This window comes from Streptosporangium sp. NPDC006007 (assembly GCF_040614315.1).
Classification (GTDB): Bacteria; Actinomycetota; Actinomycetes; order Streptosporangiales; family Streptosporangiaceae; genus Streptosporangium.
Genome location: NZ_JBEXUG010000010.1, coordinates 123,503 through 146,393, shown reverse-complemented (window position 1 = coordinate 146,393; position 22,891 = coordinate 123,503). Strand labels below are relative to the sequence as shown.

The 22,891-nt window shown below is 70.1% G+C and carries 19 protein-coding genes and 3 pseudogenes; 8 read left to right on the top strand and 14 right to left on the bottom strand.

Annotated features, from left to right (window positions below; all coding sequences use genetic code 11):
* Positions 1–49: 49 nt before the first annotated feature.
* The 4 genes and pseudogenes from ABZ194_RS11205 to ABZ194_RS11190 form a co-directional block, all read right to left on the bottom strand.
* Positions 50–1,012 carry a DUF72 domain-containing protein gene (locus tag ABZ194_RS11205; RefSeq protein WP_355594833.1) on the bottom strand — a complete coding sequence of 321 codons (963 nt, stop codon included), beginning with the start codon at positions 1,010–1,012 and terminating at the stop codon, positions 50–52.
* A 388-nt stretch (positions 1,013–1,400) separates the two neighbouring features.
* Positions 1,401–1,700, bottom strand: coding sequence for a helix-turn-helix transcriptional regulator (locus tag ABZ194_RS11200; RefSeq protein WP_355594831.1), 300 nt, complete (start codon positions 1,698–1,700; stop codon positions 1,401–1,403).
* Between the two features lie 5 nt (positions 1,701–1,705).
* The gene (locus tag ABZ194_RS11195; protein ID WP_355594829.1) at positions 1,706–1,894 is read right to left on the bottom strand and encodes a type II toxin-antitoxin system RelE/ParE family toxin; all 189 of its coding nucleotides are present in this window, start codon (positions 1,892–1,894) and stop codon (positions 1,706–1,708) included.
* Positions 1,895–1,913: 19 nt separating this feature from the next.
* Positions 1,914–2,150, bottom strand: a pseudogene (locus ABZ194_RS11190) (IS21 family transposase); the annotation flags it as partial.
* 367 nt (positions 2,151–2,517) lie between these two features.
* Here ABZ194_RS11190 and ABZ194_RS11185 point away from each other — a divergent pair.
* From ABZ194_RS11185 to ABZ194_RS11160, 6 genes and pseudogenes are all read left to right on the top strand, one after another.
* Positions 2,518–2,658 (top strand): annotated as a pseudogene (locus ABZ194_RS11185) (ClpX C4-type zinc finger protein); the annotation flags it as partial.
* Between the two features lie 871 nt (positions 2,659–3,529).
* Positions 3,530–3,667, top strand: coding sequence for a hypothetical protein (locus tag ABZ194_RS11180; RefSeq protein ID WP_355594769.1), 138 nt, complete (start codon positions 3,530–3,532; stop codon positions 3,665–3,667).
* A gap of 189 nt (positions 3,668–3,856) precedes the next feature.
* A complete protein-coding gene (locus tag ABZ194_RS11175; RefSeq protein ID WP_355594827.1) occupies positions 3,857–4,243 on the top strand; it encodes a transposase in 387 nt (128 codons plus the stop codon).
* 15 nt (positions 4,244–4,258) lie between these two features.
* Positions 4,259–4,456: pseudogene (locus ABZ194_RS11170) on the top strand (IS3 family transposase); the annotation flags it as partial.
* A gap of 454 nt (positions 4,457–4,910) precedes the next feature.
* On the top strand, positions 4,911–6,671 hold the full coding sequence (locus ABZ194_RS11165; protein ID WP_355594825.1) for an ABC transporter ATP-binding protein: 1,761 nt from the start codon (positions 4,911–4,913) through the stop codon (positions 6,669–6,671).
* Positions 6,668–8,416 carry an ABC transporter ATP-binding protein gene (locus ABZ194_RS11160; RefSeq protein ID WP_355594823.1) on the top strand — a complete coding sequence of 583 codons (1,749 nt, stop codon included), beginning with the start codon at positions 6,668–6,670 and terminating at the stop codon, positions 8,414–8,416. The genes ABZ194_RS11165 and ABZ194_RS11160 overlap by 4 nt, the downstream gene beginning before the upstream one ends.
* A 12-nt stretch (positions 8,417–8,428) precedes the next feature.
* On the opposite strand, the gene ABZ194_RS11155 is transcribed toward ABZ194_RS11160, so the two are convergent.
* From ABZ194_RS11155 to ABZ194_RS11140, 4 genes are all read right to left on the bottom strand, one after another.
* The gene (locus ABZ194_RS11155) at positions 8,429–9,061 is read right to left on the bottom strand and encodes a helix-turn-helix domain-containing protein (RefSeq protein WP_355594821.1); all 633 of its coding nucleotides are present in this window, start codon (positions 9,059–9,061) and stop codon (positions 8,429–8,431) included.
* Positions 9,062–9,132: 71 nt separating this feature from the next.
* A complete protein-coding gene (locus ABZ194_RS11150; protein ID WP_355594819.1) occupies positions 9,133–10,218 on the bottom strand; it encodes a methyltransferase in 1,086 nt (361 codons plus the stop codon).
* Positions 10,219–10,246: 28 nt separating this feature from the next.
* A complete protein-coding gene (locus ABZ194_RS11145; RefSeq protein ID WP_355594817.1) occupies positions 10,247–11,632 on the bottom strand; it encodes an aldehyde dehydrogenase family protein in 1,386 nt (461 codons plus the stop codon).
* A 1-nt stretch (position 11,633) separates the two neighbouring features.
* On the bottom strand, positions 11,634–12,740 hold the full coding sequence (locus tag ABZ194_RS11140; protein ID WP_355594816.1) for a phenazine antibiotic biosynthesis protein: 1,107 nt from the start codon (positions 12,738–12,740) through the stop codon (positions 11,634–11,636).
* A 259-nt stretch (positions 12,741–12,999) separates the two neighbouring features.
* Here ABZ194_RS11140 and ABZ194_RS11135 point away from each other — a divergent pair, with 259 nt between their 5' ends.
* On the top strand, positions 13,000–14,199 hold the full coding sequence (locus tag ABZ194_RS11135; protein WP_355594814.1) for an NAD(P)/FAD-dependent oxidoreductase: 1,200 nt from the start codon (positions 13,000–13,002) through the stop codon (positions 14,197–14,199).
* 108 nt (positions 14,200–14,307) lie between these two features.
* Here the strand turns inward: ABZ194_RS11135 and ABZ194_RS11130 are convergent, their stop codons facing one another.
* Entirely contained in the window at positions 14,308–15,333 is a 1,026-nt protein-coding gene (locus tag ABZ194_RS11130; RefSeq protein WP_355594812.1) for a methyltransferase, read from the bottom strand.
* 58 nt (positions 15,334–15,391) lie between these two features.
* Complete coding sequence (locus ABZ194_RS11125; RefSeq protein ID WP_355594810.1) at positions 15,392–16,966, bottom strand: aminotransferase class III-fold pyridoxal phosphate-dependent enzyme; 1,575 nt, start codon at positions 16,964–16,966, stop codon at positions 15,392–15,394.
* Positions 16,967–17,193: 227 nt separating this feature from the next.
* On the opposite strand from ABZ194_RS11125, the gene ABZ194_RS11120 reads away from it, so the two are divergent.
* Positions 17,194–18,735 carry an FAD-binding protein gene (locus tag ABZ194_RS11120; protein WP_355594808.1) on the top strand — a complete coding sequence of 514 codons (1,542 nt, stop codon included), beginning with the start codon at positions 17,194–17,196 and terminating at the stop codon, positions 18,733–18,735.
* A gap of 36 nt (positions 18,736–18,771) precedes the next feature.
* Here the strand turns inward: ABZ194_RS11120 and ABZ194_RS11115 are convergent, their stop codons facing one another.
* The 4 genes from ABZ194_RS11115 to ABZ194_RS11100 are packed head-to-tail and all read right to left on the bottom strand — an operon-like array spanning position 18,772 to position 22,799.
* Complete coding sequence (locus tag ABZ194_RS11115) at positions 18,772–19,617, bottom strand: ABC transporter ATP-binding protein (RefSeq protein ID WP_355594806.1); 846 nt, start codon at positions 19,615–19,617, stop codon at positions 18,772–18,774.
* Positions 19,614–20,699 carry an iron ABC transporter permease gene (locus ABZ194_RS11110; protein WP_355594804.1) on the bottom strand — a complete coding sequence of 362 codons (1,086 nt, stop codon included), beginning with the start codon at positions 20,697–20,699 and terminating at the stop codon, positions 19,614–19,616. The genes ABZ194_RS11115 and ABZ194_RS11110 overlap by 4 nt, the downstream gene beginning before the upstream one ends.
* Positions 20,696–21,730 carry an iron ABC transporter permease gene (locus tag ABZ194_RS11105; RefSeq protein ID WP_355594802.1) on the bottom strand — a complete coding sequence of 345 codons (1,035 nt, stop codon included), beginning with the start codon at positions 21,728–21,730 and terminating at the stop codon, positions 20,696–20,698. Before ABZ194_RS11105 ends, ABZ194_RS11110 begins: the two co-directional genes overlap by 4 nt.
* 55 nt (positions 21,731–21,785) lie before the next feature.
* Positions 21,786–22,799, bottom strand: a complete 1,014-nt coding sequence (locus ABZ194_RS11100; protein ID WP_355594799.1) for an ABC transporter substrate-binding protein — start codon at positions 22,797–22,799, stop codon at positions 21,786–21,788.
* Between the last annotated feature and the right edge of the window lie 92 nt (positions 22,800–22,891).

The following is a 22,891-nucleotide window of genomic DNA, read 5'->3' as shown; positions in this document are numbered from 1 at the left end:
GCCCACACCCGATACGACATGTTCGTCACCTCGCAGCGAGTAGGTCGACTCAGCCCCCTCGGCCCTCCCTGCCGACACCCCGGCCGGGTAGCGCCTCCTGGCGGGGACGCGCTGGCGGCCGTACTACCTCTGCACCGCGCTCGGCCAGCAGTTCGGTCAGTTCGGCGGCGTTGCGCTGGGAGTTGTCGGCACAGCAGTTGTTCGTCAGGACGTGTGTGGTACGGCTCTGCCGCGCGAGGCGCGCGATGCGGACGGCCCAGTGCTCCAGCTCGGCCGTGGAATACAGATAGCCGAAACGCTCCTCGATCCTCTTGCTGGTCCACTGCTCGGAATGGCCGTGCAGGCGCACCACGGCCAGGTCCGCGGTCGCCGCGATCACCGGCGGCACCGAGGAGGAGTGGTCTTGCGGCATGTCAACCACCACGTACGGCAGGTCGTTGGCGGCCAGGAAGCTCAGAGTCTCCTCACGCCGTTCCCCGGTCATCCACGACCCATGGCGGAACTCCACGCAGATCCGCATCGGTGAACACCGGTCACGACATCGCAGGATGTAGTCGCGGTTGGCGGGTCCGGCGGGAAACCACGGCGGGAACTGGAACAGCACCGCCCCCAGCTTGCCCGCCTCGTGCAACGGCCGCAGCGCCGACACGAACCGGCCCCAGACCTCCTCGGCGATCCCCGCTCCCACGTCACGCAGATAGACCCGGCTCTTGGCCGTACGCAGCCGACCCCGCAGATCCTTGTAGAGCGCCTGCACCCGCGTCGGATGCTGAGTGAGCAACGAGAACGCCTTGACGTTGAAGATGAAGCCGTCAGGCGTACGGTCGCGCCACAACTCGGCGGTGCGTATGGCAAGCGGGTGATAGTAGGTGGCGTCGACCTCGACCAGAGGAAAGGTCGACGCGTAGTAGTCGAGCCGTTCCTCCGGCGTGGTGGCCGTCGGCGGGTACCAGCCCGACTTCAGCAGCGACCGGTCCGTCCAGGACGCCGTACCGACGAGAACCTTGCCCATGACAGGTGAGCTGCCCCGGCGCGGCCGCCTGACACCAGTCAACGATCGGCAGATCAGCCGCTGGCGAGCGCCGACGGCGCCGAGGCGTTCAGAAACGAGACCGCCCGCGATGAGGGTCCACACCTCGTTGTAGATCCGGACACGAGCCGAGCGTCTGCAGCCGAGGTGGTCCTTTCCACCCCCATGATCAGTGTCGAGAGCACGGTAACGCCCCTGATATGAGCGGTCGGCATGCGACCGGCGCTCGGGGCTCGAACCGTGCGGCCCCACCTTTCACGAAGGCCCTGGTCAGGGAGAGTTTCCGAGCCTGAACCTTGATTGTTCTCAGTATTGTTCAACCCACCGCTCCCGCTTCGGCGAGCCACAGCCCTCAAAACGCCTTGAAAGATCAGCTCGCCTCGCGCAGCGGCTGGAACTGAACGCTCAACCGCATCTCCAGAGCCTCCGCGAGCCGCTCCAGCATCGGGATGGTCGGCATCGTCCCCCCCGCCTCGAACCGTGCCACCGCCGGCTGCTTCAACCCCGTACGCTCGGCCAGCTCGCTCTGGGTCAGGCCAAGCTGCTCACGGCGCAGCCGTACCGCCTCGCCCAGCTCAAACCGAATCCTGGCGGCCTCGTATGCCGCACCTGCCCCGGGACGGCTCGTGATCTCAGCGCGCTTGGCGCCCCAGCTCTCGCGCTCAACCATGCCTCTCACTCCTCGTCTGCCGTGCGCGCCTCAGCGATATACCGTTGCATAGCCCGCCACGCGCGCTCGACCTCGGCGGACTCGCGCATCCACTGCTTGCGGAACACCATCAGCATGGTGATCCGCCGGCCCGGTGCGATCCAGTAGGTGATCCGTACCGCTTCCCGATCGAGGTGAAAACGCAGCTCATGCAACTTGCCACGGAGTTGACGGCCGTTTGGCCGAGATCTTCCCGGCCGTGGCCGCGACCTTCTCGGTCACCAGGTCGGTGACCGCGTCGTAGTTGTGCTCACGGCGCTTGCGGCCCGGCGGCTTGTCGTCGGCCAGCGCCTTGTTGATGATGCGTTTGACGGTCTTGTGGGTGGTGCCGCACATGGCGGCGGCCCCGCGGTAGGTGCCTACCTCGCGGTAGGCGGCGATGATGTCCATGACTTCCCCCGAAGATTTCATGGCCGAACAGACCCCCTGGGCGGTGATCTCGTGACTGGCTGACACCGTCACGATCACCGCTCAGGGCACACACCCCTCGATGACACGCGAGCAGAGTGGGGACCTCTATCCGGCCACCAGCGGTGACCTGGAATTGGCCACCTGTGGCGACTTTGGCATGGCCACGGACACCGCCGAAACCTGGCCTCTCCCCCGTTTCACAGCTCGACACCGGCTTACCTCCGAGAACGACTAGGAGCGTGTCTCAGTAACGGCAATCGCCCTGCTGCCGGAGTGGCGTCAGGGCGGCGCAACGCGCATACGAGTTGTCATGGATTCCCTGACGACCTATGATGTCAGGGAAATCCTGACATCATAGGAGTGCGCCGTGACACCGCCCGACGCTCTGGCCGAACCCACCCGGTGTTCCTTCTGCGGCAAGCCGACCGCCGAGGTCGACAAGCTGATCGCCGGCCCCGGGGTGTACATCTGCAACGAGTGTGTGGCTCTGTCCGTGTCGATCATCGACGGGAGCCTCAACAGCCCCGAGGGATCGCGCGTGCCCATATGGGAGTCGCTGACCGACGAGGAGATGCTGAACCACATTCCGCGCGTCGCCGCGCACATCGACCGGGCCGAGGCCGACCTGCGCTCGTGGGTGCAGGAACTGCGCCGGCGCGGTGTCACCTGGGTCAGGATCGGGGAGGCTCTCGGGATCACCCGCCAGTCCGCGTGGGAGCGGTTCTCCGGCGAGGAGTGACGCGGTTCGGGGCAGCCCACCCGTGTCCGAGGCTCTCGTATGACGAGGGCGTTGAGATCGTCACCCGGCCGTTCGGGAAGGCGAAGCCGACGGCCACCGCCCCCTGGGCCATGTTCTCACCCACCCATTCGAGAAACTCCACAGCGCGCAGTCACCGCCCCTTCAGAGCGGCCGGTTCGCCGGGCGCACCGTCTCGCCACGCCGGCCGGAACCCTTCGCCCCAGTCCAATGGGACAGATCGGCATCGTGCCGGATGCGTGCCGGAACAGGCGGGGAAACTCGGTCACTCACGGGGACTCTGCCGACGCCGCCTGAAAACTGTCGTTGACAGACTCACAGTCACTCGCCCCCCCTGCCCCCCCTGACCCGCACCCCGTGTCCCCAGCCCAGAATGGTTCCCAAGCTGACAGCGCGGGTTCGATTCCCGTCACCGGCTCTGCCCGCAAAGGCCCAGGCCAGGGGGCGAATCCTCGCCCAAACCTTGATCATTTCAGCATGCCTGCCGATCTCATGTCGCGAGCGTTCTCCAAGGCGGCACATACTGGGGGGGATGAAACCAGCTAGTGGCGCGCCCCGCCATCACCTGTCCACCAGTCCCTTCAAACCTCCGCCTCCCGCCCCGCCCGCCGAGCGGTTCAGCGTGAACGACCAGGTGACCCACGATCGGTACGGCCTTGGCGTCGTCATCGGCGTAGAAGACGAGGTCGCCGTGGTCATCGATTTCGGATCGCGGCAGGAACGCATCACAACACCATTCAACAAGCTGTACAAGCTCTGAGACCACTGCCCCGCAGGGAGGCACACAGCGCGAATTCGCCCCCGTCACCCGCTCCACTCCCCCACCCGCCTGACCGGGTGATCCCTTGCCCCATCCACGGCATGGGTGCACCCGGCGGCAAGCCGCCGACCGGTCACGCCGCCGAGGTGCCCCGGATCCTCCGGACAGCGCACCCGGTTGATGTATCGGATGCTGCTGCGGTGCGGCCGTCCCGGGGAGGTCAAGGGTTTTAGCCCGTGGCGGTTCGTGGCGCTGCTGGAGGCCGCCCATCAGCAGCTCGGTGGCCCGATTGTGCTGGTGTGGGACAACGACCGCCGCCACCTGTCGCGGGTGATGCGCGCGATGATCGAGGCTCGCCCGTGGCTGACGGTCTTCCACCTGCCGTCTTATGCGCCGGAGCTGAACCCGGCCGAGGGGGTGTGGTCAGCGCTCAAGCGGGCCCTGGCCAACCTCGGCCCGCGCGACATCAATGAACTGGCCGCGGTGGTCGCCACCAAGCTCAAACGGATGCAGTACCGGCCCGGACTGCTGGACGGCTTCATCGCTCAGACCGGCTTCACTCTCGAACCACCGTAACCTCAGCTCTTCAACCTCAGCAACGCCATGATCGAGGCGTTCTGGTCTCGTATGCAGGTCGAACTGCTCGACCGGCAACGTTGGCGCACCCGTATTGAGTTGGCCAACGCTATCTTCGAGTACCTGGAGATCCGGCATAACCGACGGCGGCGACACAGCAGCCTGGGCATGCTGACCCCGATAGCGTTCGAAAACGCGACCATCGTGGCATGAAAATCCAGAAACTCGCCTCCACGAGAGCCGGGGCATACCAAAGTCTCCACCGAAACTGGGGCGATTCACCGAGGTCGCGGCCGGTTTCGGGATCGGTGTGGCCACCGCTTGGCGCTACATCCGCGAGGCGATCACACTGCTCGCCCGTCGATCACCGAGCCCGGAGCAGACCCCGCGGGCCGCCAAGCGCGCCGGACACGCCTTCGTCGTCCTGGACGGCACCCTCGTCCCGATCGATCGAGTGGCCGCCGACCGGCCTCCTCCTGCGGCAGACGTGGAAGGAGCAGGTCCTCGGCGAGCATCCAGGGCTCGCGGAACCAGCCGGAATCATCCGCATGCGGCTCCAGACGACCGGCTCACCTGGGCACGAGCCCGTTGCCTGACATCTCTTTCCAGGTCAAAGCCAGAAAAGACATTATTGAATGAAATTCATTCAACATGTTAGGGTACCCTTATGACTCTTCAATCGGCGGAGACTCCGGGGCTGGCCGCCCCGGGAGCGTTACGGCGCCTGTTCGCGCCGATCCGGACCCATCTCGTGGCCTGCGCGGTTCTGTCGGCGCTGAGTGCGGCGGCGGGGATCGTGCCATACATAGCCGTCGCCGAGATCGCGCGGACGATGCTCGACAATCCCGACGGGGCGCACACGACCGTCTGGGCCTGGGTGGGCGCCGGCGCCGCGGGCGCGGGCCTGTGGCTGCTGCTGGCCGTGCAGTCCGCCCGCGTGGGCCACTACGCGGATGCGGCGATCCTGCACGACCTGCGCATGCGCATCGTGCGGCATCTCGGCTCGCTACCGCTGGGCTGGTTCCGCGCCGCGGGCTCGGGCAAGGTCAAGCGGGCCATGACCGGCGATCTGGAGGAGATGCACGAGGTCATCGCGCACGCCCTGGGACAGCTGACCGGCGCGGCCACGGTGATGGTCATCGGCACGGTCTACCTGTTCACAGTGGACGCCCGCATGGCGTTGATCACCCTCGGGGTGCTCGCTTTGATGGCGCTGTTCTACCGCATCGCGATGCGGTCCATGACCACCCACATGAACCGGCTGATCGCTGCGGAAGCGCGAATCAGCGCCGCCAGCGTCGAGTACGCCGACGGCATCCAGGTGGTCAAGACCTTCGGCACCGGAGGCCGGGTACTGCGCCGCTTCGACGAGGCCGTGGACGAGCACACCAACGCGTTCGCGGCGTGGGTGGCCGAGGTGCGCTACAGCTCGGCGGTGTCGCGGCTGTTCGGCTCCGAGATGGCCATCCTCGCCGTCGTCACGGCCGCCGGGCTCGCGTTCGTCGCCCATGGCACGCTCGGCGTCGCCGACCTGGTGGTGTTCCTGGTCATCGCGGTCGGGATGCCCACCTCGATCCTGCCCGCCGTGTCCGCCTCGCAGGGAGTGCGCAAGGGCCGGATGGGCGCGGCCAACATCGAGCGGCTGTTGTCGCGCGCGCCGCTGCCCGAGCCCGAGCAGGCATGCACGCCGTCTGGCCACGATGTGGAGTTCGACCGCGTCACCTTCTCCTATGACGGCGCGACCAACGCGGTCGAGAACATCAGCGCCGTCTGCCCGCCAGGGCAGGTGACCGCGATCGTGGGGCCGTCGGGGGCGGGCAAGACCACGCTGGCTAGCCTGCTGCCGCGCTTCTACGACGTGACCGACGGTGCGGTCCGGATCGGCGGAGTCGACGTCCGCTCGATCCCCTCTGCCGAGCTGCTGTCGTTGATGTCGCTGGTTTTCCAGGACGTCGCCCTGCTGCGCGACAGCGTCGCGGAGAACATCCGGATCGGCAGGCCGGGGGCCGGCGACGCCGAGGTGCGCGAGGCAGCGATCGCGGCGCACATCCACGAGGTGATCGAACGGCTGCCCAACGGCTACGACACGCTGCTCGACGGCGGCGGAGGCGGCCTGTCCGGCGGGGAGCGCCAACGGCTGACGATCGCGCGGGCGATCCTGTCCGGCGCGCCGATCGTCGTGCTGGACGAGGCGACAGCCGCCCTGGACCCCGACAGCGAGGCCGCCGTCCAGGACGCGCTGGCCAGCCTGGCCGCGGGCAAGACGGTCATCATCATCGCCCACCGGCTGCACACGATCGCCGGGGCCGAACAGATCCTGGTGCTCGACGGCGGACGCCTGGTCGAGCGGGGCAGCCACGACGAACTGCTGGCGCGCGACGGCCTCTACGCCAGGATGTGGGCCGCGCAGGAAGGGGTGCTCGCATGATCCGCCGCCTGTACCGGCTCTGGCCACAGCCGCGACTGCTCGCCCGCCTGTGGCTGCTCACCGCGCTGCAGGCCGTCCTGCAAGGTCTGCTGCTGGGCCTGCTCGTTCCGATCCTGGATGCCATCGTGCGGCCCGAGCCCGACTTCGCCGCGGCCACACCGTGGCTGGTGGCGGGCGCGGTCGCCGCGGTCCTGTACGCGGTGCTGAGCATCGTCGCCTCTCCGGTGGGCTTCGCGGCGGCGGGCACACTCGCCGCGCAGCTACGGCGGCGGCTGATGTGCCATGTGAGCACCCTGCCGCTGGGCTGGTTCACCGCGGACCACAAGGCCCGGTTCGCGCGGGCCGTGACCGCCGACGTCGGCAACGCCGCGCACCTGGCCGTGACCATCGGCGGACCGGCGATCACCTCGACGCTGCTGCCCGCGACCATCGTCGCCGTGACGTTCGCGGTCGACTGGCGGATGGCGCTGCTGTTCTGCGTGATCGCGGTGGTCGCCTACTGGGCGCTTCAGCGCGCCGCGCGGATCGCCTCGATCGCCGAGATCGAGCTGGAAGTGGCCGCGACCGCGGTCGCGGGCCGGGCGATCGAACTCGGCCAGGCCCAGCCGGTCCTGCGGGCCGCGGGCCACGCCGACGGCACGCCGCGGATGCGCGCCACGCTGGAGGACCACCGCGAGACCTACCGCGACGGCATGCGCCGGGCGCGGCGGCCGTTCTTCGTCTATGCTGTGGTGATCATGGCCGGGTTCGTGGCCATGCTGTCGATGGCCGCGTGGTTGCTGCTCAGCGGGCACGTCGAAGTCGCGACCACGGTCGCGCTGCTGGTGCTGGGCGCCCGGTTCCTGGAACCGCTGGGTAACCTGATCGACCTCATCGGGGCGCTACGCGCGCTGACCAACCAGGTCACCCGCATCGAGGAGTTGCTGGCCACCCCGCCCCTGCCCGCGCCCGCGAACCCGGCGCCCGGGATCATCGCGTCGGCCGATATCGAGCTTTCCAAGGTCGGCTTCACCTACCCCGGTGGCAACGCTCCCGCGCTGACCGACGTGTCGCTGCGCTTCCGGCCGGGCACCACCACCGCGTTGGTCGGGCCGTCCGGCTCGGGGAAGACGACTGTGACCCGGCTCATCGCCCGGTTCTTCGACGTCGACACCGGACACGTACGCGTCGGCGGCGTCGACGTCCGCGACCTCGACCCGGCCGTCCTGCTCGACGAGACCGCCATCGTCTTCCAGGACGTTTACCTGTTCGACGACACCATCGAGAACAACCTGCGCCTGGCCCACCCGGAGGCGACCTGGCAGGAGTTGGAGGCGGCCGCCGCGGCGGCCCGCCTCGACGAGGTGATCGCCCGCCTGCCCGACGGCTGGGGCACCCGCGTCGGGGAGGCGGGCGCCCAGCTCTCCGGCGGCGAACGTCAGCGCGTGGCAATCGCCAGGGCGATGCTCAAACGGGCGCGCATCGTGCTCGTCGACGAGGCCAGCTCCGCGCTGGACCCGGAGAACGAGGCCGCGGTCACCCAGGCCATCGCCAACCTCGGCGCCGCCCCCGACCGGACGGTGATCGTGATCGCCCACCGACCGGCCACCCTGGCCGCCGCCGACTACGTGGTCTCCCTCGATGACGGCCGGGTTGACGAGACCGGCACGCCCGCCGAGCTTCTGGCAACGGGCGGGGCGTTCGCGCGGCTGAGCGGGCAGTACGAGCGGGCACGGCACTGGCGCATCGCCGGCGCCGCAGGCTGACCTCTCAGCCGGTCATGGCTCGACGTGCAGGTACCGGTGGGCGAGGTCGGTGATGCTGGCGATCAGTTCGTCGGCCAGCCGGTCAATCTCGCCGGCCTGGTGGTGCAGCAGCACGTGGGTGGCCCCGTACCAGGCGCTGTAGATCAGGTTGGCGGCCATCGCCGGGTCCGGGGCGTCCGCGGGGGCGTCCCGGCGCTCGGCGATGAGCCGCCGGAACGCCTCCAGGTGGGCGTTCTCGGTCTCCAGGGCGACCTGGATCGTCGTCTTGGCGTTGATCGGGGTGTGGTCGTAGAGCACGTCGTGCAGTTCGGCGTGCTCCACGTACGCGCGCACCGCGTCGCTGAGCCACGCGTCCAGACGGCCGACCCAGTCGTCCGCCGGCAGGCTGCGCACCACCGCGTCCTGGCGTCGCACCAGCCGATCGATGAACCGGGCGCGCAGCGCAAGCATGAGGTCGTGTTTGGAGCCGAAGTAAAGGTAGAACGTGCCGATCGCGACGCCCGCGCGTTCGGTGACCTCGTCGAGGCGGGCGGCGTGGATACCGCGCTCGACGAACACTCGCTCAGCGGCGTCGAGGATATCGGCGTAGCGCTCCTCGGCGGGCTTGGTGCGAGGCCTGCCCGGCGTCAAACGGCGTCGGCTCATTCCGGTCAGCTTAGTCAGTCCGCCAGGACGGCGGTGGGACGAGCTGAGTGTCTCTCGCCGCCGTCACCCGCTCAGACCGGCACGTCCGTGTCCGGGACGGCGTCGATGAGCGAGGCATTGATCTCCGCTGCGAGCGGCGTGATCGCGGTGACGCGCAGACCTGCCCGCGCCAGCAGCGCTGTGTACTCCGCCCCCGTGCGCTCACGGCCCCCGAGGGTGACCAGCATGTGCAGGTCGGTCAGGTACGGGTTCTCGACGGCGGCGTGGTTGAGGGTGTCCACGTTGGCCAGGTCGGGCAGCACCGGCTCGACGATGAGCAGCCTGCCGTGACCGGGCATGGCCGCCCGGCACCGGCGCAGGATCGTCACCGCGGGCTCGTCGTTCCAGTTGAGCACGACGTTCTTGATGAAGTACAGGTCCGCGCCTTCTGGCACCTCGGTGAAGAAGTCGCCCGCGACCGCACGGCACCGGTCGGCCAGTCCAGACGCGGCGATGGTCTCGCGCGCCCGCGCCACCCCGGCCTCGGTCTCGAACACCGTGCCGCTCAGCTGCGGGTGCCGCGCCAGCAACGCCGCGAGCAGGGTGCCGTCGCCGCCGCCGACGTCGGTGACCGTACCGAACCGGCTGAAGTCGTAGGCCGCCGAGATCGCCTCGGCCGTCTCCGGTGGCCGGGTGCGCCTGCTCATGGCCGCGTGGAACAGCGCGGCCAGTTCCGGCCGGCCCGACATGTAGTTGTACACCGGCTGGCCGTGCTCGGCGTCGAACGCGGGCAGGCCAGTGCGCAGCGAATCGTCCACGTTCAGCCAGTTACGCTGGAACACCTTGTGCGTCATCAGCTTCACGAAGTCCAGCAGCGACGCCGGGTGGTCCCGGCGCAGCAGCGCTCCGGCCTCGGTCAGGACGAACCGGCCGCTCGCGCGCTCGGCGCACAGGCCGAGGGAGGCCATCGTGCGCAGCAGCCTGGTCAGCTGCTCGGCGGGCAAGCCGCAGGCCGCAGCCAGTTCGGCGGCACCCGCGTCGGTGTCGCCGATGCGCTCGGCCAGGTCCAGTCGCGTGGCGGCACCGATGGCCTGGGTGGCCAGCGTCCCGAAGATCGCCGAGATGACGACGCGGCGGGCGTCGGCCTCAGCGGTCATGCGCCGTGATACGGATGTCATATGTGTTCTCCTGAACGGCACTCGGTGGTCAGCCGGCGATGACGGCCTTGCTGCGCATGAGGAAGTCGCCGAGATAGCCCTCGTGCGGCATGCCGGGCCGCGTCCACGTGGTCGGGTGATTTCCGATCTGCACTTTGTCGATGGTTGGCTCGGCGACCAGCGCGTCGATGAGGTCCACGTCGTCGGTGAAGGCGGTGAGCGACAGAGTGTCCCGCAGTGGCGCCATCCAGTCGCCCTCGCGCCGCCATGGCGCGACCCACACGCAGGGAAAGCCCATCTCGATCCGGGCCTGCGGCGCGTCCGCGCGGTCGAGCAGGAACACGGCCGGGCGCAGCACTGCCGACCCGTCGCCGAGGTCGTCGACGACCGGCTCCGCGCCCAATGCCCGTGCTCTGCCCGCTTTCGCCGTCAGGTACTCCTGAACGGCGCGGGCGGTGGCGGCCTGGCGCACCGGAAGCCGGGCGCGCTCGTCACCCGGCGGCAGCGAGGGGATCTCGGCCAGCCGCGTGGCGATAGCCTCGGCGACGGGCTCGGGGTCGCCCTCGACGAACACCGCGGTCGCGTTGACGCAGCCGGTCCCGGCGTGACCCGCGACGGACTCCACGATCGTGTTCAGGTGCGCGGCGGTGTCCGCGCCTGCGGCGAGCAGGACCTTCGAGCGCCCCGGCCCGAACGGCATGACCCTGGCGCCGGCGCCGTACTTGCCGACCACCCTGTCGGAGCCGAAGGCGATGGCGAGGTCCGCCTCCGCGACCAGCCGGTCGGCCGTCTGGTGGTCGGTGGGCAGCAGGACGGCCTGGTCGTCGCCGTACCCGGCCTGGCGCAGCGCGGCTATCAGCCGGTAGGGGGTGAACGGCTCCCGCTGCGACGGACGGACAGCGACGCGGTAGCCCAGGGCCAGCGCGTCGATCCACGCGGTGTGCACGGCGGCGGAGTTGGCGGGCGCGTGGACGGCGAGCACCTCGCCGCGCCGCGTCCACACCCCGCAGCCGAGCCGGGCGCGGTGGTCGCGCCAGCTGTCCGCCGTACCGATCGGCCGGGCCTGGTGCACGCTCTGGTGCGCTGCGGCGGCGTGGTCGCCGACCGAGCGGGCCACCTCGCGCACGGTGAAGACCGGCGTGCCGGACGCGGTGGCCACGGTCCGGCAGTAGGTTTCGGCGCTCACCCCGTCGACCGTGCCGCCCGCGAACAGTCTGCCCGCCTCCGCGAGCAGCGCGGCCCGCTGTTCCGGCGGGGGCGGGACGGCCCGGCGCAGGGCCCGGACGGCGCGCTGCGCGAACAGCCAGGGGACCAGGCTCAGCTCGGCCACCGTGGCGCCGGTCACATCGGTGACGGTTTCGGCGCGCCTGCCCTGGTAGGGCCCGGCCGGACCGAGCGCGGGGAGCCTTGTCAGCGCGGTAGCCGTGGGCGCCACGTCAGTAGACCCCCTCGATCACGGCTGTGTCCCCGAACTCTTGGACCGGGGCGAATCCGGACACCGCGTCGCCTGCGTAGCCGAGCCGGTGCGGGTGGCGGACCCCGGTGTCCCGGTCGAGGTTGTTGGGCAGGAGCAGGTTGCGCGTGATGTGGTGGGTGACCACTTGGCCGCGTTCCCCGTACGGAACGTTCTCCCCCGTTTCCGGATTGATCACCGAGAACATGGCGAATGGGGAGGGCGGGTCGAAGACCGGGGGCTCGGTCGCGGGCGCCCCCGGGCGTTCCGGCATCGCGCAGAAGATCATCGTGCTGCCGAAGATGCTCACGAAGTCGACCCTGGGGAAGACCTCGGCGCGCAGCAGGCTCCTGGTGTCCTCGTCCATCGATGTGCCGCCGAAGATGATGGTGTTGATCTTCTCGTTTACCAGGTCAACCAGGTGGTCGCGCTGGCAGAGGGCCTCAATCAGCGGCGGCGTGATGACCATGACACCGACATCCTGGCTGCGCAGCACCCACTCGACCTGGTCGACGATGTGCGTGACGTAGCCCTTGAGCTCGTCGACTGCGCCGCGGGCCACGCACAGCTTCGCCCACCGGGGGTCGAGGTCCACGGTGAAGAAGACGCTGTTGAACCGTGCGGCCGTGTCTCTGGCCAAGATGCCCGCCATGTGCGGGCCTGCGGGCATGACCCCGAGCCAGCTGTCGCCGTCGGCGATCCCGTGCTCGGCCAGCCGGTTGTGGTACCAGGACCAGGACTGCTCCAGGACGTCGGGCAGCGCGAAGACCCGCTTCGGCGCACCCGTCGTGCCACCGCTCTCCCCCACGACCGGTGGCACGGCCAGATCGCCGATGTCACCGTACCCACGGGGCACCAGCTCCTCGATCCGGACGTCGCGCAGATCGTCGACGACGTTCGGGAACAGCGACAGGTCCTCGACTGTCCGGACGTCCGTGCGCGGATCGAACTCCAGAGTCTTCGCCCGCTCCAGCCAGAACGGCGAACCGGTGCGCTCACCGAAGTGCCAGTCCATGGCCTCCTGGATGAGGTCCCCCTCGTGCGGGGGGCTGTCCCACGACGTGTCGAGCGCGGACGCAGGTCCGGTCATAGTCTGGCTCCTCGGCTTCTGCTGGCGGTCGGCTGACTGTGCCCGGATCACATCCGGGCCGCATTGCCGGATTCTCATCCACAGTGGATAGTTCTCGCACTCGCTTTCCGAACCTACAAGTCCGGTATGCGCCCGGCCATATCCGAGCTGGTATCCGATCGTCTGAGTGGTGTAGAACCCTGGATCTAGTCTCGTTGCCCTGCCGTCTCGGCGGTGGTTAGCTTGCTTGGAGTGCTCGTCGCCCGATCGGGAGAGGAACATGCCTGGTACCGGATACGATGTGATCGTGGTGGGGGCGCGGTGCGCGGGGTCGCCGACCGCCATGCTGTTGGCCAGAGCGGGGTATCGGGTTCTGGTTGTGGACCGCGCGACCTTCCCCAGCGACACGCTCTCGACGCACCTGGTGCACCCACCCGGTGTGGGGGCGCTGCGCAGGTGGGGTCTGCTCGACCGGCTGAAGGCGACGGGATGCCCGCCCATCCACACCTACGCCTTCGACTTCGACGACCTGGTCATCGCGGGCAGCCCCGGGACGGCCGACGAACCGGTCGCCTACGGTCCCCGCCGGATCGTACTGGACAGACTGCTCGTGGACGCGGCTGCCGAGGCGGGAGCCGAGGTCCGGGAGAGGTTCGCGGTCTCCGAGATCGTCTTCGACGGCAGCGGCCGGGCCATCGGAATCCGCGGCCGCGAGTCCGACGGCCCGGCGGTGACAGAGCGCGCCCGGGTCGTGGTGGGCGCCGACGGCCTGCGCTCGGTGGTCGCGCGCGCGGTGGAGGCGCAGCGCTACAACGAGAAGCCGCGGCTGATGGTGGGGTATTACAGCTACTACAGCGGGCTGGACATGGAGGGCGTCTTTCGCGCACACTCCCGCCCCTACCGCGCTTTCGGTGCGTGGCCGACGAACGACGGCCTGACGCTGGTGGGCGGCTGCTGGCCGTTCGCGGAGTTCGCCGCCGTCAAGCACGATGTCGACGCCCACTACCTGGGCAACTTCGACCTGGCGCCTGCCTTCGCGGAACGCATCCGCGCCGCACGCCGTGAGGCGCGGCTGGTGGGCACGGCACTGCCGAACTTCTTCCGGACCCCCTTCGGCCCCGGCTGGGCTCTGGTCGGCGACGCCGGGTACTGCAAGGACTTCTTCACCGCCCAGGGAATCAGCGACGCGTTCCTCTCCGCGGAGTGGTGCGCCCAGGCTCTGGACGACGCACTGTCCGGACGGCGGCCCTACGCCGCCACCATGGCCGGTTACCAGGCCGTCCGCGACGCGCATGCCCTGCCCGTCTACGAGTTCACCGCCGACACCGCCACCCTGGACCCGCCTTCGGCGCAGTTCAAGCAACTGCTGGCGGACATCGACGGCAACGTCCGGGCCATGAATGCCTTCGCCCAGGTCAACTCCGGCGTGCTGCCGATGGGCGCCTTCATGGCCGAATGGGGAGCCCCGAGCACGGCGTAGTCGCGCACGGCGTCCCGAGCCCTGGAGCGAACCAGGATTCGAGGGTGCCGCACGAGGCACGGACGGGGCGGCGGGCACGGCCGCACCCGCATCGGCGCGGCGCCCCGATCACGGGGCGACAGCCTCGATCATGTGGAGGTTGGAATCCACCGGCCGCACGCCCCGTACGGTCAGGCCCGCCCGCTCGACAACCCTGAGCAGCCCGGCCTTGGTGTGCTTGCGCCCGCCGGTGACCAGCAACATCCGCAGGTCCATCGCGCTCGCCAGCCGCGTGCCCGGTCCGTCGTCGACGAAGTTCTCCACGATCACCATGCGCGCCCCGGGCGGGGCCGCGGCCAGCGCGTTGCGCAGGATCAGGACCGAGTTGTCCTCGTCCACACCGAGGATGTTCTTGAACAGGTAGACGTCCGCCCGTACGGGGATCTCCTTGAGACAGTCACCGCCCAGCAACCGGACGCGGTCGCCCAGCTCGCCACCGGGACGCAGCCGGGCGTCGGCGTTGGCGACCACGTCCGGCAGGTCGAGCAGGCATCCGCGCAGCCCGGGGTGGCGCTGCAGCAGGGTGACGAGCACGATGCCCTGTCCGCCGCCGACGTCGGCGATGGTGCCTGCGCCGGGCAGCGGAAGCAGGTCGGCCAGCGCCAGTGCCGCCACCCGGCTCTGCTGGGTCATGGCGCGGTCGAAGACCTTGGCCGATTCCGGCCACTCGCTGTGCAGGTGCTGATAGAACCGCCTGCCGTGCGCCGCGGTGAACATCTCGTCCCCGGTGCGCACCGCCTCGTCCAGGCTGCCCCACAGCGACCAGGTCCACGGCTCGGTGCACCACAGCACGACGTCCTTGACGCTGTCGGCGGCATCCGAGCGCAGAGCCAGCGACGTCGGCGTGTGGACGTAGTGCTCGGCGCCCTGTTCGGCGAAAACTCCGTGGGACGCCAGCGACCGTAGCAGCCTGCCGAGCGCGTCGGGATCCGCGCCGACCGCAGCAGCCAGGTTCGCCACGGGTGCGGGCGTGTCGCCGAGCGCGTCGGGCAGGCCCAGCGTCACGGCCGCCCGCACGGCGCCCGCGCGGGCGGCGCCGAGCGCCAGCTCCATCAGTTCCGGCACCGGGGAGCCGGCCGACATGTCGTTGCCCATTGCCGAACACACCTCATCTGCTAGTGGCGGAGATCCGCGGGGAGCGCAAGGCACGCGTTCAGGGGGCGAGCCGGTCGCCGTCCTGGTCGCGCAGGATGGCGCAGACGTCCCGCAGAGCGGTCTCGGTCTGCGTGATCTCCTCATCGGTCAGGTGGATGGACGGCTCGAACCGGACCGAGTTGCCCGTGGGACCGACCGGGAGCACACGCACCCGGTGCTCGCGCAGCACATAGCCCGCGATGACGTAGCCGAGCACGCCCGAGCGCGCCTTCTCCGCGATGGCGTCCGAGAGCGCCGCCGACTGGTCGGCGAACTCCATCGCGAGCATGAGGCCGAGGCCGTTGACCGCGGTGACCACACCCGGGAAGTCGGCGGCGACGGCGTCGAGCATCGCCCGCAGCCGGGCCCCGCGCTCGGCGGCTGCCCGGTACGCCCGCCCGCCGTCGGCCTCCAGCATCGCCAGGACCTTCAATGCGATCGCCGCGGAGAACCCGTCCTTGGCGAACGTCGAGCTGTGGATGACCTCGAACTCCGGGTGGAACCGGTCCTGCCGCAGGAGGACGACCGAGTTCTTCGCGATCCCCCCGCCGATGCTCTTGGCCAGCGTGTAGTAGTCGCCGCGCAGGCCTATGTGCGAACTGGCGAGGAAGGCCCCGGTCCGCCCCATGCCGCTGTGGATCTCGTCCACCACCAGCGGGCAGCCGAGCGCGTCACACACCGCCCTGATCTCGCGGGCGACCGGCCCGGCGAGCGGCCGCATGCCGTTGGCCCCCTGCACCGGCTCGACGAAGAACGCGCCCACCACCGGGAAGTCCCTGGCCACCACGCGCACCGCGTCGTCCACCACCGCGATGTCGAGCAGGCTCTTCCGCAGCTCGTCCACCGCCGGGCGGATCGTCTCCGGCCGCTCGACGTCCACGAAGCGGACCGCCGAGGCGAGCGCGGTGAACGGCATCCGCCACTGCGGGTTCTGGGTCAGCTGAATGCTGGCGACCAGCTTGCCGTGGAACGCGTTCGCCAGCGCCAGGAAGACGGGCCTGGCCACGGCGACCTCGCCGTTGTGGCGCTCGACCTCGGCGACGAGGGAGTCGAACTCCGACACGTCGCCGGCCGGCCCGTCGGCCGGGCCCGTGTGCTCGATCCGCGTGACGAGTCCGGCCCGCACAGCCGCCCGTGCCTTCCCGATGTTCGCCTCGATCTCGCCCGCCAGCTTCGCGATCCGGTCCTGGCGCTCCAGCTCGGCGTGCTTCATGCAGATCTCGACGGCCTCGGCCCCGGTGTTGGCGAAGATCGCCGAATAGGCTTGCCGGTCGTCCCCGGTCTCGCGGCGCAGAATCGCGTTCAGGGTGGCGGCGATCTCGCCGGCGTGCGATTGTACGGATAGTTGGGCGAACACCGGGATCTGCCGGTCTAGACACGCCTTCGCGTGGTCGATGATTTCCTGGTTGTTGTGGCCGAAGATCAGGGACCCGAAGCCGCAGACGTGGTCGACAATGGGCACCTCCGTGCCGTTCTCGGTCACATACAGAGTGTTTCCGACAGCCCTCGTGTATTCCACCCCGAGCCCCACGCCGACCAGCCATCCGTTCAACACGTAGTCCGCGTAAACGCGCTCATCAGCCGGGACAGCCATAATGTTCCTTATCATTCGACCACCAAGGCGACCCGCATCACGGGCACACCTGACGCGTTTACGCCGGACCCGACCATATCCGTGCCCTCTCCGCACAGGCAACGGGTTCTAAACCCCGCGATTTATTTTCGTTCCAACTTTTGTCGCGATTGCGCCTCCGGCAACAGCGCTGGGAAAGTTGGGCGACCGGACACCCACACCACGCGACAGGAGTGGCGAGCAGACTCATGGAATGCGACGAGAGCCAGCGCGACGTCAACGCTTTCCCGACTCCGGAGTTCACGCTCGTCACGCCCGGCGACATGCGCTACGAGGCCCTGTGCCACGCGTACAATTACCGGTTCGTCGCGAAACCGGACTACATCATGCTGGCCCGCTCCCCCCGCGACGTCGAAACGGCGGTCCGCGCCGCGGTGGTCGCGGGAAAACGCATTACCGTGCGGTCGGGCGGGCACTGCGGTGAGGATTTCGTCGCCGCGCCTGACGTCGATGTCATCGTGGACATGTCCCCCATGTCCAAGGTCTCGTTCGACCCCGAGCGGGGCGCGTTCGTTATCGAGGCGGGCGCGACAGTCGGGAAGATCATCCGCGAGCTGTTCCAGAACTGGGGGGTCACCATCCCGTGCGGGTTCTGCATGGGCGTGGGCGCGGGAGGGCACATCAGCGGCGGCGGCTACGGGCCGCTGTCGCGGCTGCTGGGGCTCAGCGTCGACTACCTCCACGCCGTCGAAGTGGTGGTCGTGGCCGGGGACGGCACCGTGTCGACGGTGCTGGCGACCCGCGAGGAGAACGACCCGAACCGAGACCTGTGGTGGGCGCACACCGGCGGTGGCGGCGGCAACTTCGGCGTGGTCACCCGCTACTTCATGCGCTTCCCCGACGCCGCCGGCTCCGCCCCTGGGGAGCTGCTGCCGCACCCGCCGAACGCCCTGCACATCGCCGAGGTGAGCTGGCCATGGGACGAGCTCACCGAGGCCGACTTCGTCCGGCTGGTCGGCAACTTCATCGGCTGGCAGCTGGCCAACAGCGCCCCGGACTCCCCCGACGTGGACATCTACGCCCTGCTGAACTGCCTGCACCGCTCAGCGGGCGACATCGCCATGCACGCCCACGTGCCCGAGGACGCGCCGAACGCGCACGCCCGCATGGCCGCCTTCCTCGCCGCGCTCGGCGACGGCGTCGGTGCGGCCCCGTCGGTGCGGCGGCGGTCGCTGCCGTGGCTGGCCGCCACCCGCTACCTGGCGGCCCCGGAGACCGGGCCGTTCGCGGTCACGCTGCGCTGCAAGGTGAAGTCGGCCGACCTGCGCGGCGCGCACACCGAGGAGCAGCGCGCCACCGCCTACCGCCACCTCACCGGGGACGACTACCAAACGATGTACTCCGCGCTGGAGTACATCGCGTACGGGGGCAGGGCGAACACCGTGCCGTCCTCGGCGACCGCCGCCCCGAGGGGTGCGCTGCTGAAGTCGTTCTACATGGTGGTGTGGCATGACGTGGCCGACGACGACCGGCATCTGCGGTGGATTCGCGAGCTGTACCGGGACGTCCACGCGACGACGGGCGGGGTTCCCGTGCCGGACGAGACGCACACCGGCGCCTACATCAACTATGCCGATGTGGACCTGGCCGATCCGCGATGGAACACCTCGGGCGTCCCGTGGCACACGCTGTACTACGGCGACAACTACCCCAGGCTGCAAGAGGTCAAGGCGAAGTGGGACCCGCGCGATGTCTTCCACCACGCCCTGTCGGTCACCCGCGCGCCGTGAGGCGGCGGATCACTCGACCGCGTTCGGCGGCTGCGGTCAACCGGTATCCACCGCGGATCCGTTCTGGCGCGTTCCGCCCTCCGGGAGACAGGAGCGCACGGGGACCACGATCGGGAGCCCGGTCCTCGGGTCGGCGATGACGTCGGCGTCGAGTCCGAAGGCGCCGGCGAGCAGCGTGGCGGTGAAGATCTCCGCGGGCGTGCCCTGCGCGGCGATCGTGCCCGCCGTCATGACGACGACCAGGTCGCTGAACCGGGCCGCCAGATTGAGGTCGTGGAGCACCATGACGACGGTGCGCCCACGCCGGCGGTTGAGGCGCAGCACCAGGTCGAGCACCTCGACCTGGTGGGCGAGGTCGAGGTAGGTCGTCGGCTCGTCGAGCAGCATGATCTCGGTGTCCTGGGCCAGGGTCACCGCGATCCAGGCGCGCTGGCGCTGGCCGCCGGAGAGCTGGTCGAGGCGGCGTCCCCCGAGGTCGGCGATGTCGGTCAGCTCCATGGCCAGATCGACGGCCGCCTCGTCCTCGGGCGACCACTGGCGGAACCACCGCTGGTGCGGGTGGCGGCCGCGGCGGACGAGGTCGCGCACGACGAGCCCTTCCGGCACGGAAGCGCTCTGCGGGAGCAGCGAGAGCAGGGTGGACACCTCGCGGGTCGCGGTCGTGTGCAGCGCGCGCCCGTCGAGGCGGACCCGTCCCGCCGCAGGAGTCAGGATGCGGGCCATCACACGCAGCAGGGTGGACTTCCCGCAACCGTTGGGGCCGATGATGGTGGTGATCTTCCCGTCGGGAATGTCCAGGGTGAGGTCGCGCACGACGGGGTCGCCGCCGTAGCCGACGGTGACGCCCTCCGCTCCGAACCGCGAGCATGGCTGGGTGGTCATACGCTGTTCCTCCGGTTGGCGCGGGCGAGGAGCCAGATCAGGCCCGGCGCCCCGACGCCCGCGGTGACGACACCCGCGGGCACACCCGGGGGAAGGACAATGCGGCACACCAGGTCGGCGGCGACGACCAGGCTCGCACCGCAGACCATCGATGCGACGAGCGGCGGCCTCGACCCCCCGGTCAGCCGCAGCGCGATCTGCGGGACGGCGAACGCCACGAAGTCCAGCGGCCCGACCGCGGAGACCGCAGCCGCCGCGAGCAGCACCGCGGCCAGCAAGGTGAGCAGCTGGATGCGCTGCAGCCGCACGCCGAGCCCGCGCGCGGCGTCGTCGCCGAGCTGGATCGTGTTGAGGTGGCGGATGAGCAGCAGCGCGGGCGGGAAAACTACGGCGAGGACGACAGCGACCGGGACGACGTGGTCCCAGCCGCGGCCGTTGAGGGTGCCGAACAGCCACACCTGGGCGCTGGCCACGTCTTCGATGCTGGCCACCACCAGGAGCCACTGGGTGATCGCGGTCAGCGCGGCGCCGGCCGCGATCCCGACCAGCACCAGCCTGCGCGGGTCCAGCCCGTGCCGCCAGGCCAGCAGCCAGAGCAGCGCGGCCGAGGCGAGACCGCCTGCCAGGGCGGCGGGCATGAGCCCCACCCGCTGCAGCGCGCCCTCGACCAGACCCGCGCCGTACCCGCCGGGGGTGGCGCCCACGATCACCACGACGGCGGCCAGCGACGCGCCGCGGGTGACGCCGAGGATGTCGGGACTGGCCAGCGGGTTGCGGGCGAACGTCTGGGTGAGCGCTCCGGACAGGCCGAGCGCGGCGCCGGACAGGACGGCCACGGCGGTCTGGGGCAGCCGGAACTCCCTGATGAGCAGGGCGTGCGTGGGGTTGTCCCCCACCACGAGGGCGCGGAACGCCGCGCCGAGACCGATGTCGACCTCGCCGGTGGCGAGGTCGCCGGTGACGAACACGACCAGCAGCACGACGCCTGCGACGGTGGTCGCAACGGCGCGTGCCCGCACCGGCAGGGAGACGGGGCCGACGCGGAGCGCGGGCGCGCGGGAGCTGCGCGGCAGGGCTTTCATATCCGGACCAGCTGTGTGCGGCGGACGATGAGCACGAACACCGGACTGCCGATGAGCGCCATGACGACGCCGACGTGCACTTCCGACGGCAGCGCGATGACCCGGCCGATGGTGTCGGCGAGGGTCAGCAGCATCCCGCCGAGGAGGCCGGAGCAGGCGACGACCCACCGGTAGTCGACGCCGTACAGGTAGCGGGCCACATGCGGGACGGTGAGGCCGATGAACCCGATCGGCCCGCAGGCCGCGGTCGCGGTCCCGGTGAGCACCAGGATGGCGCTGACGCCCAGGATCTTCTGCCGCAGCGGGTGCTGCCCGAGCGAGCGGGCGACGTCGTCGCCCAGTTGCAGCAGGTTGAGCCCCGGCGCGGTGGCGGCGGCCAGCAGCACGCCGAGGACGAGCAGCGGCAGGCACTGGTGGAAGATCTCGATGCCGCGGCCCAGGAGGGTGCCGGAGCCCCAGACCCGGAAGGCGGCGATCGTGTCGCCGTCGCGCACGACGAACGCCTGGGTGACGGCCATCAGCAACGCGGTGGTCGCGGCTCCGGCGAGCACCAGCGACAGCGGGTCGGGACCGCCGCGGCCGGACCCGACGGCCAGCACCCCGGCCGCGGCCACCCCGGCCCCGGCCAGCGCGAACCACAGGTAACCGCCGATCCCGCCGACGCCGAGCAGGGCGATGCTGAGCACCACCGCCAGCGAGGCGCCCGCCTCGATGCCCAGGAGCCCGGGATCGGCCAGCGGGTTGCGGGTCTGGCCCTGCATCAGCGCCCCCGCCAGGCCGAGCGCGGCTCCGACGGCCAGCGCGAGCACCGTGCGCGGGATGCGCAGGTTGTGGACGATGACCGCCGCGTCGCCGCCGTCGGGGTGCGCCAGAACGGAAAGCACCGTCCCCGGCGCGAGGCCGCCGGAGCCGACCGCGAGGCTGAGGACGGCGACGACGGGCAGGGCTGCGAGCAGCAGGCCCAGCCGAACCCGGCGGCGCCGCGCGCCCGGGGTGGTGCGCGGCGCCGCGGGCGTGCTGCGAAGGCTCACGCGAAGCCTGATCATGCCTGGCGCGCCCTGCGGGGAATCAGCGGCATGGCCAGCATCAAGCCGCGGCCTTCTTCAGCTCATCGAAGTACGCGGAGCCGCCCTTCCGGCCGGTGATTTCGCCGTCGCCGAGAAGGACCGCGCGGATATCGGCGAGAATCCACGGGACGTCGAAGGAGGAGGCGCCGTACCAGGCCCCGAAGTCGACCTTACCGACCTTGGCGTCCCCGACCTTGAACAGCGGATTGCCCAGCGGGTCGGGGGCGCCGTACTGGACCGAGCCGGTGAGCACGAACACGATCGGCGCGACCAGGTCGCCGAGCTTCTCCTCGCTGACCATGGTGTAGCCGTACTCGGTGCCGGACCTGTCCTGGCCGTGCGCGGCCGGTCGGGTGAAGCCCAGCTCGGCGAGGAGCGGGCCCGCGGAGCGGCCGGAGCCGTAAGCACAGAACGAGCCCGCGCCGCAGGCCGACATCAGCGACACGGTCTCCCCGGTGTACCCGGCCTTGTCCAAGTCTGCCCGGACAGCGGCGGTCCGCTGGCCGAGGTGCTTGATGATCGCCTCGGCCTGCTTGTCGTGCCCGGTGGCCCGGCCGAGCTGGCTCAGAGTCTCCTTCCATGTCACAGAGCCCTTGACCACGAACACGGGAGCGATCTTCTTCAGCTCCTCGACCAGCTCGTCGCTGCTGAGGCTCTGGGCGCCGATGATGAGCGCGGGCCGAGCCTGGACCACCAGTTCGAGCTTGCCGGGCTCGACCAGCGTCACGCCCTCCTTGGCGAGCAGGTCGTGCCGGGCCTCGAAGGCGGCGTCTCCCTGGTGGGTGAACCTGCCCGAGTGGGTCGGCCGGACACCGACTTGAAGCAGTTCGGTCGCCGTGCTCGGGTCGAGGGCCCAGATCTTCTGGTCGGTGACCGGGACGGTCACCTCCCCGTACGCGCCCGCGAGCGTGACTCGGCCCGACTGGCCGGCCGCGGTGTCGCCCGCGGAGCCGCAGGCGGTGAGGACGAGCGCGGACACGGCGACCGCGGCCACCACTCGGGCCAGGCGACGGCGGTGGGAAGTGGTGAGCATGGGCGGACGGTTCTCCTTGGTGGTCGTACGGCGGGCGCGTCGCCCTGCCAAAGGACGCTGCACTAAGGCATGCCTTACCTGAGGCAATCTTG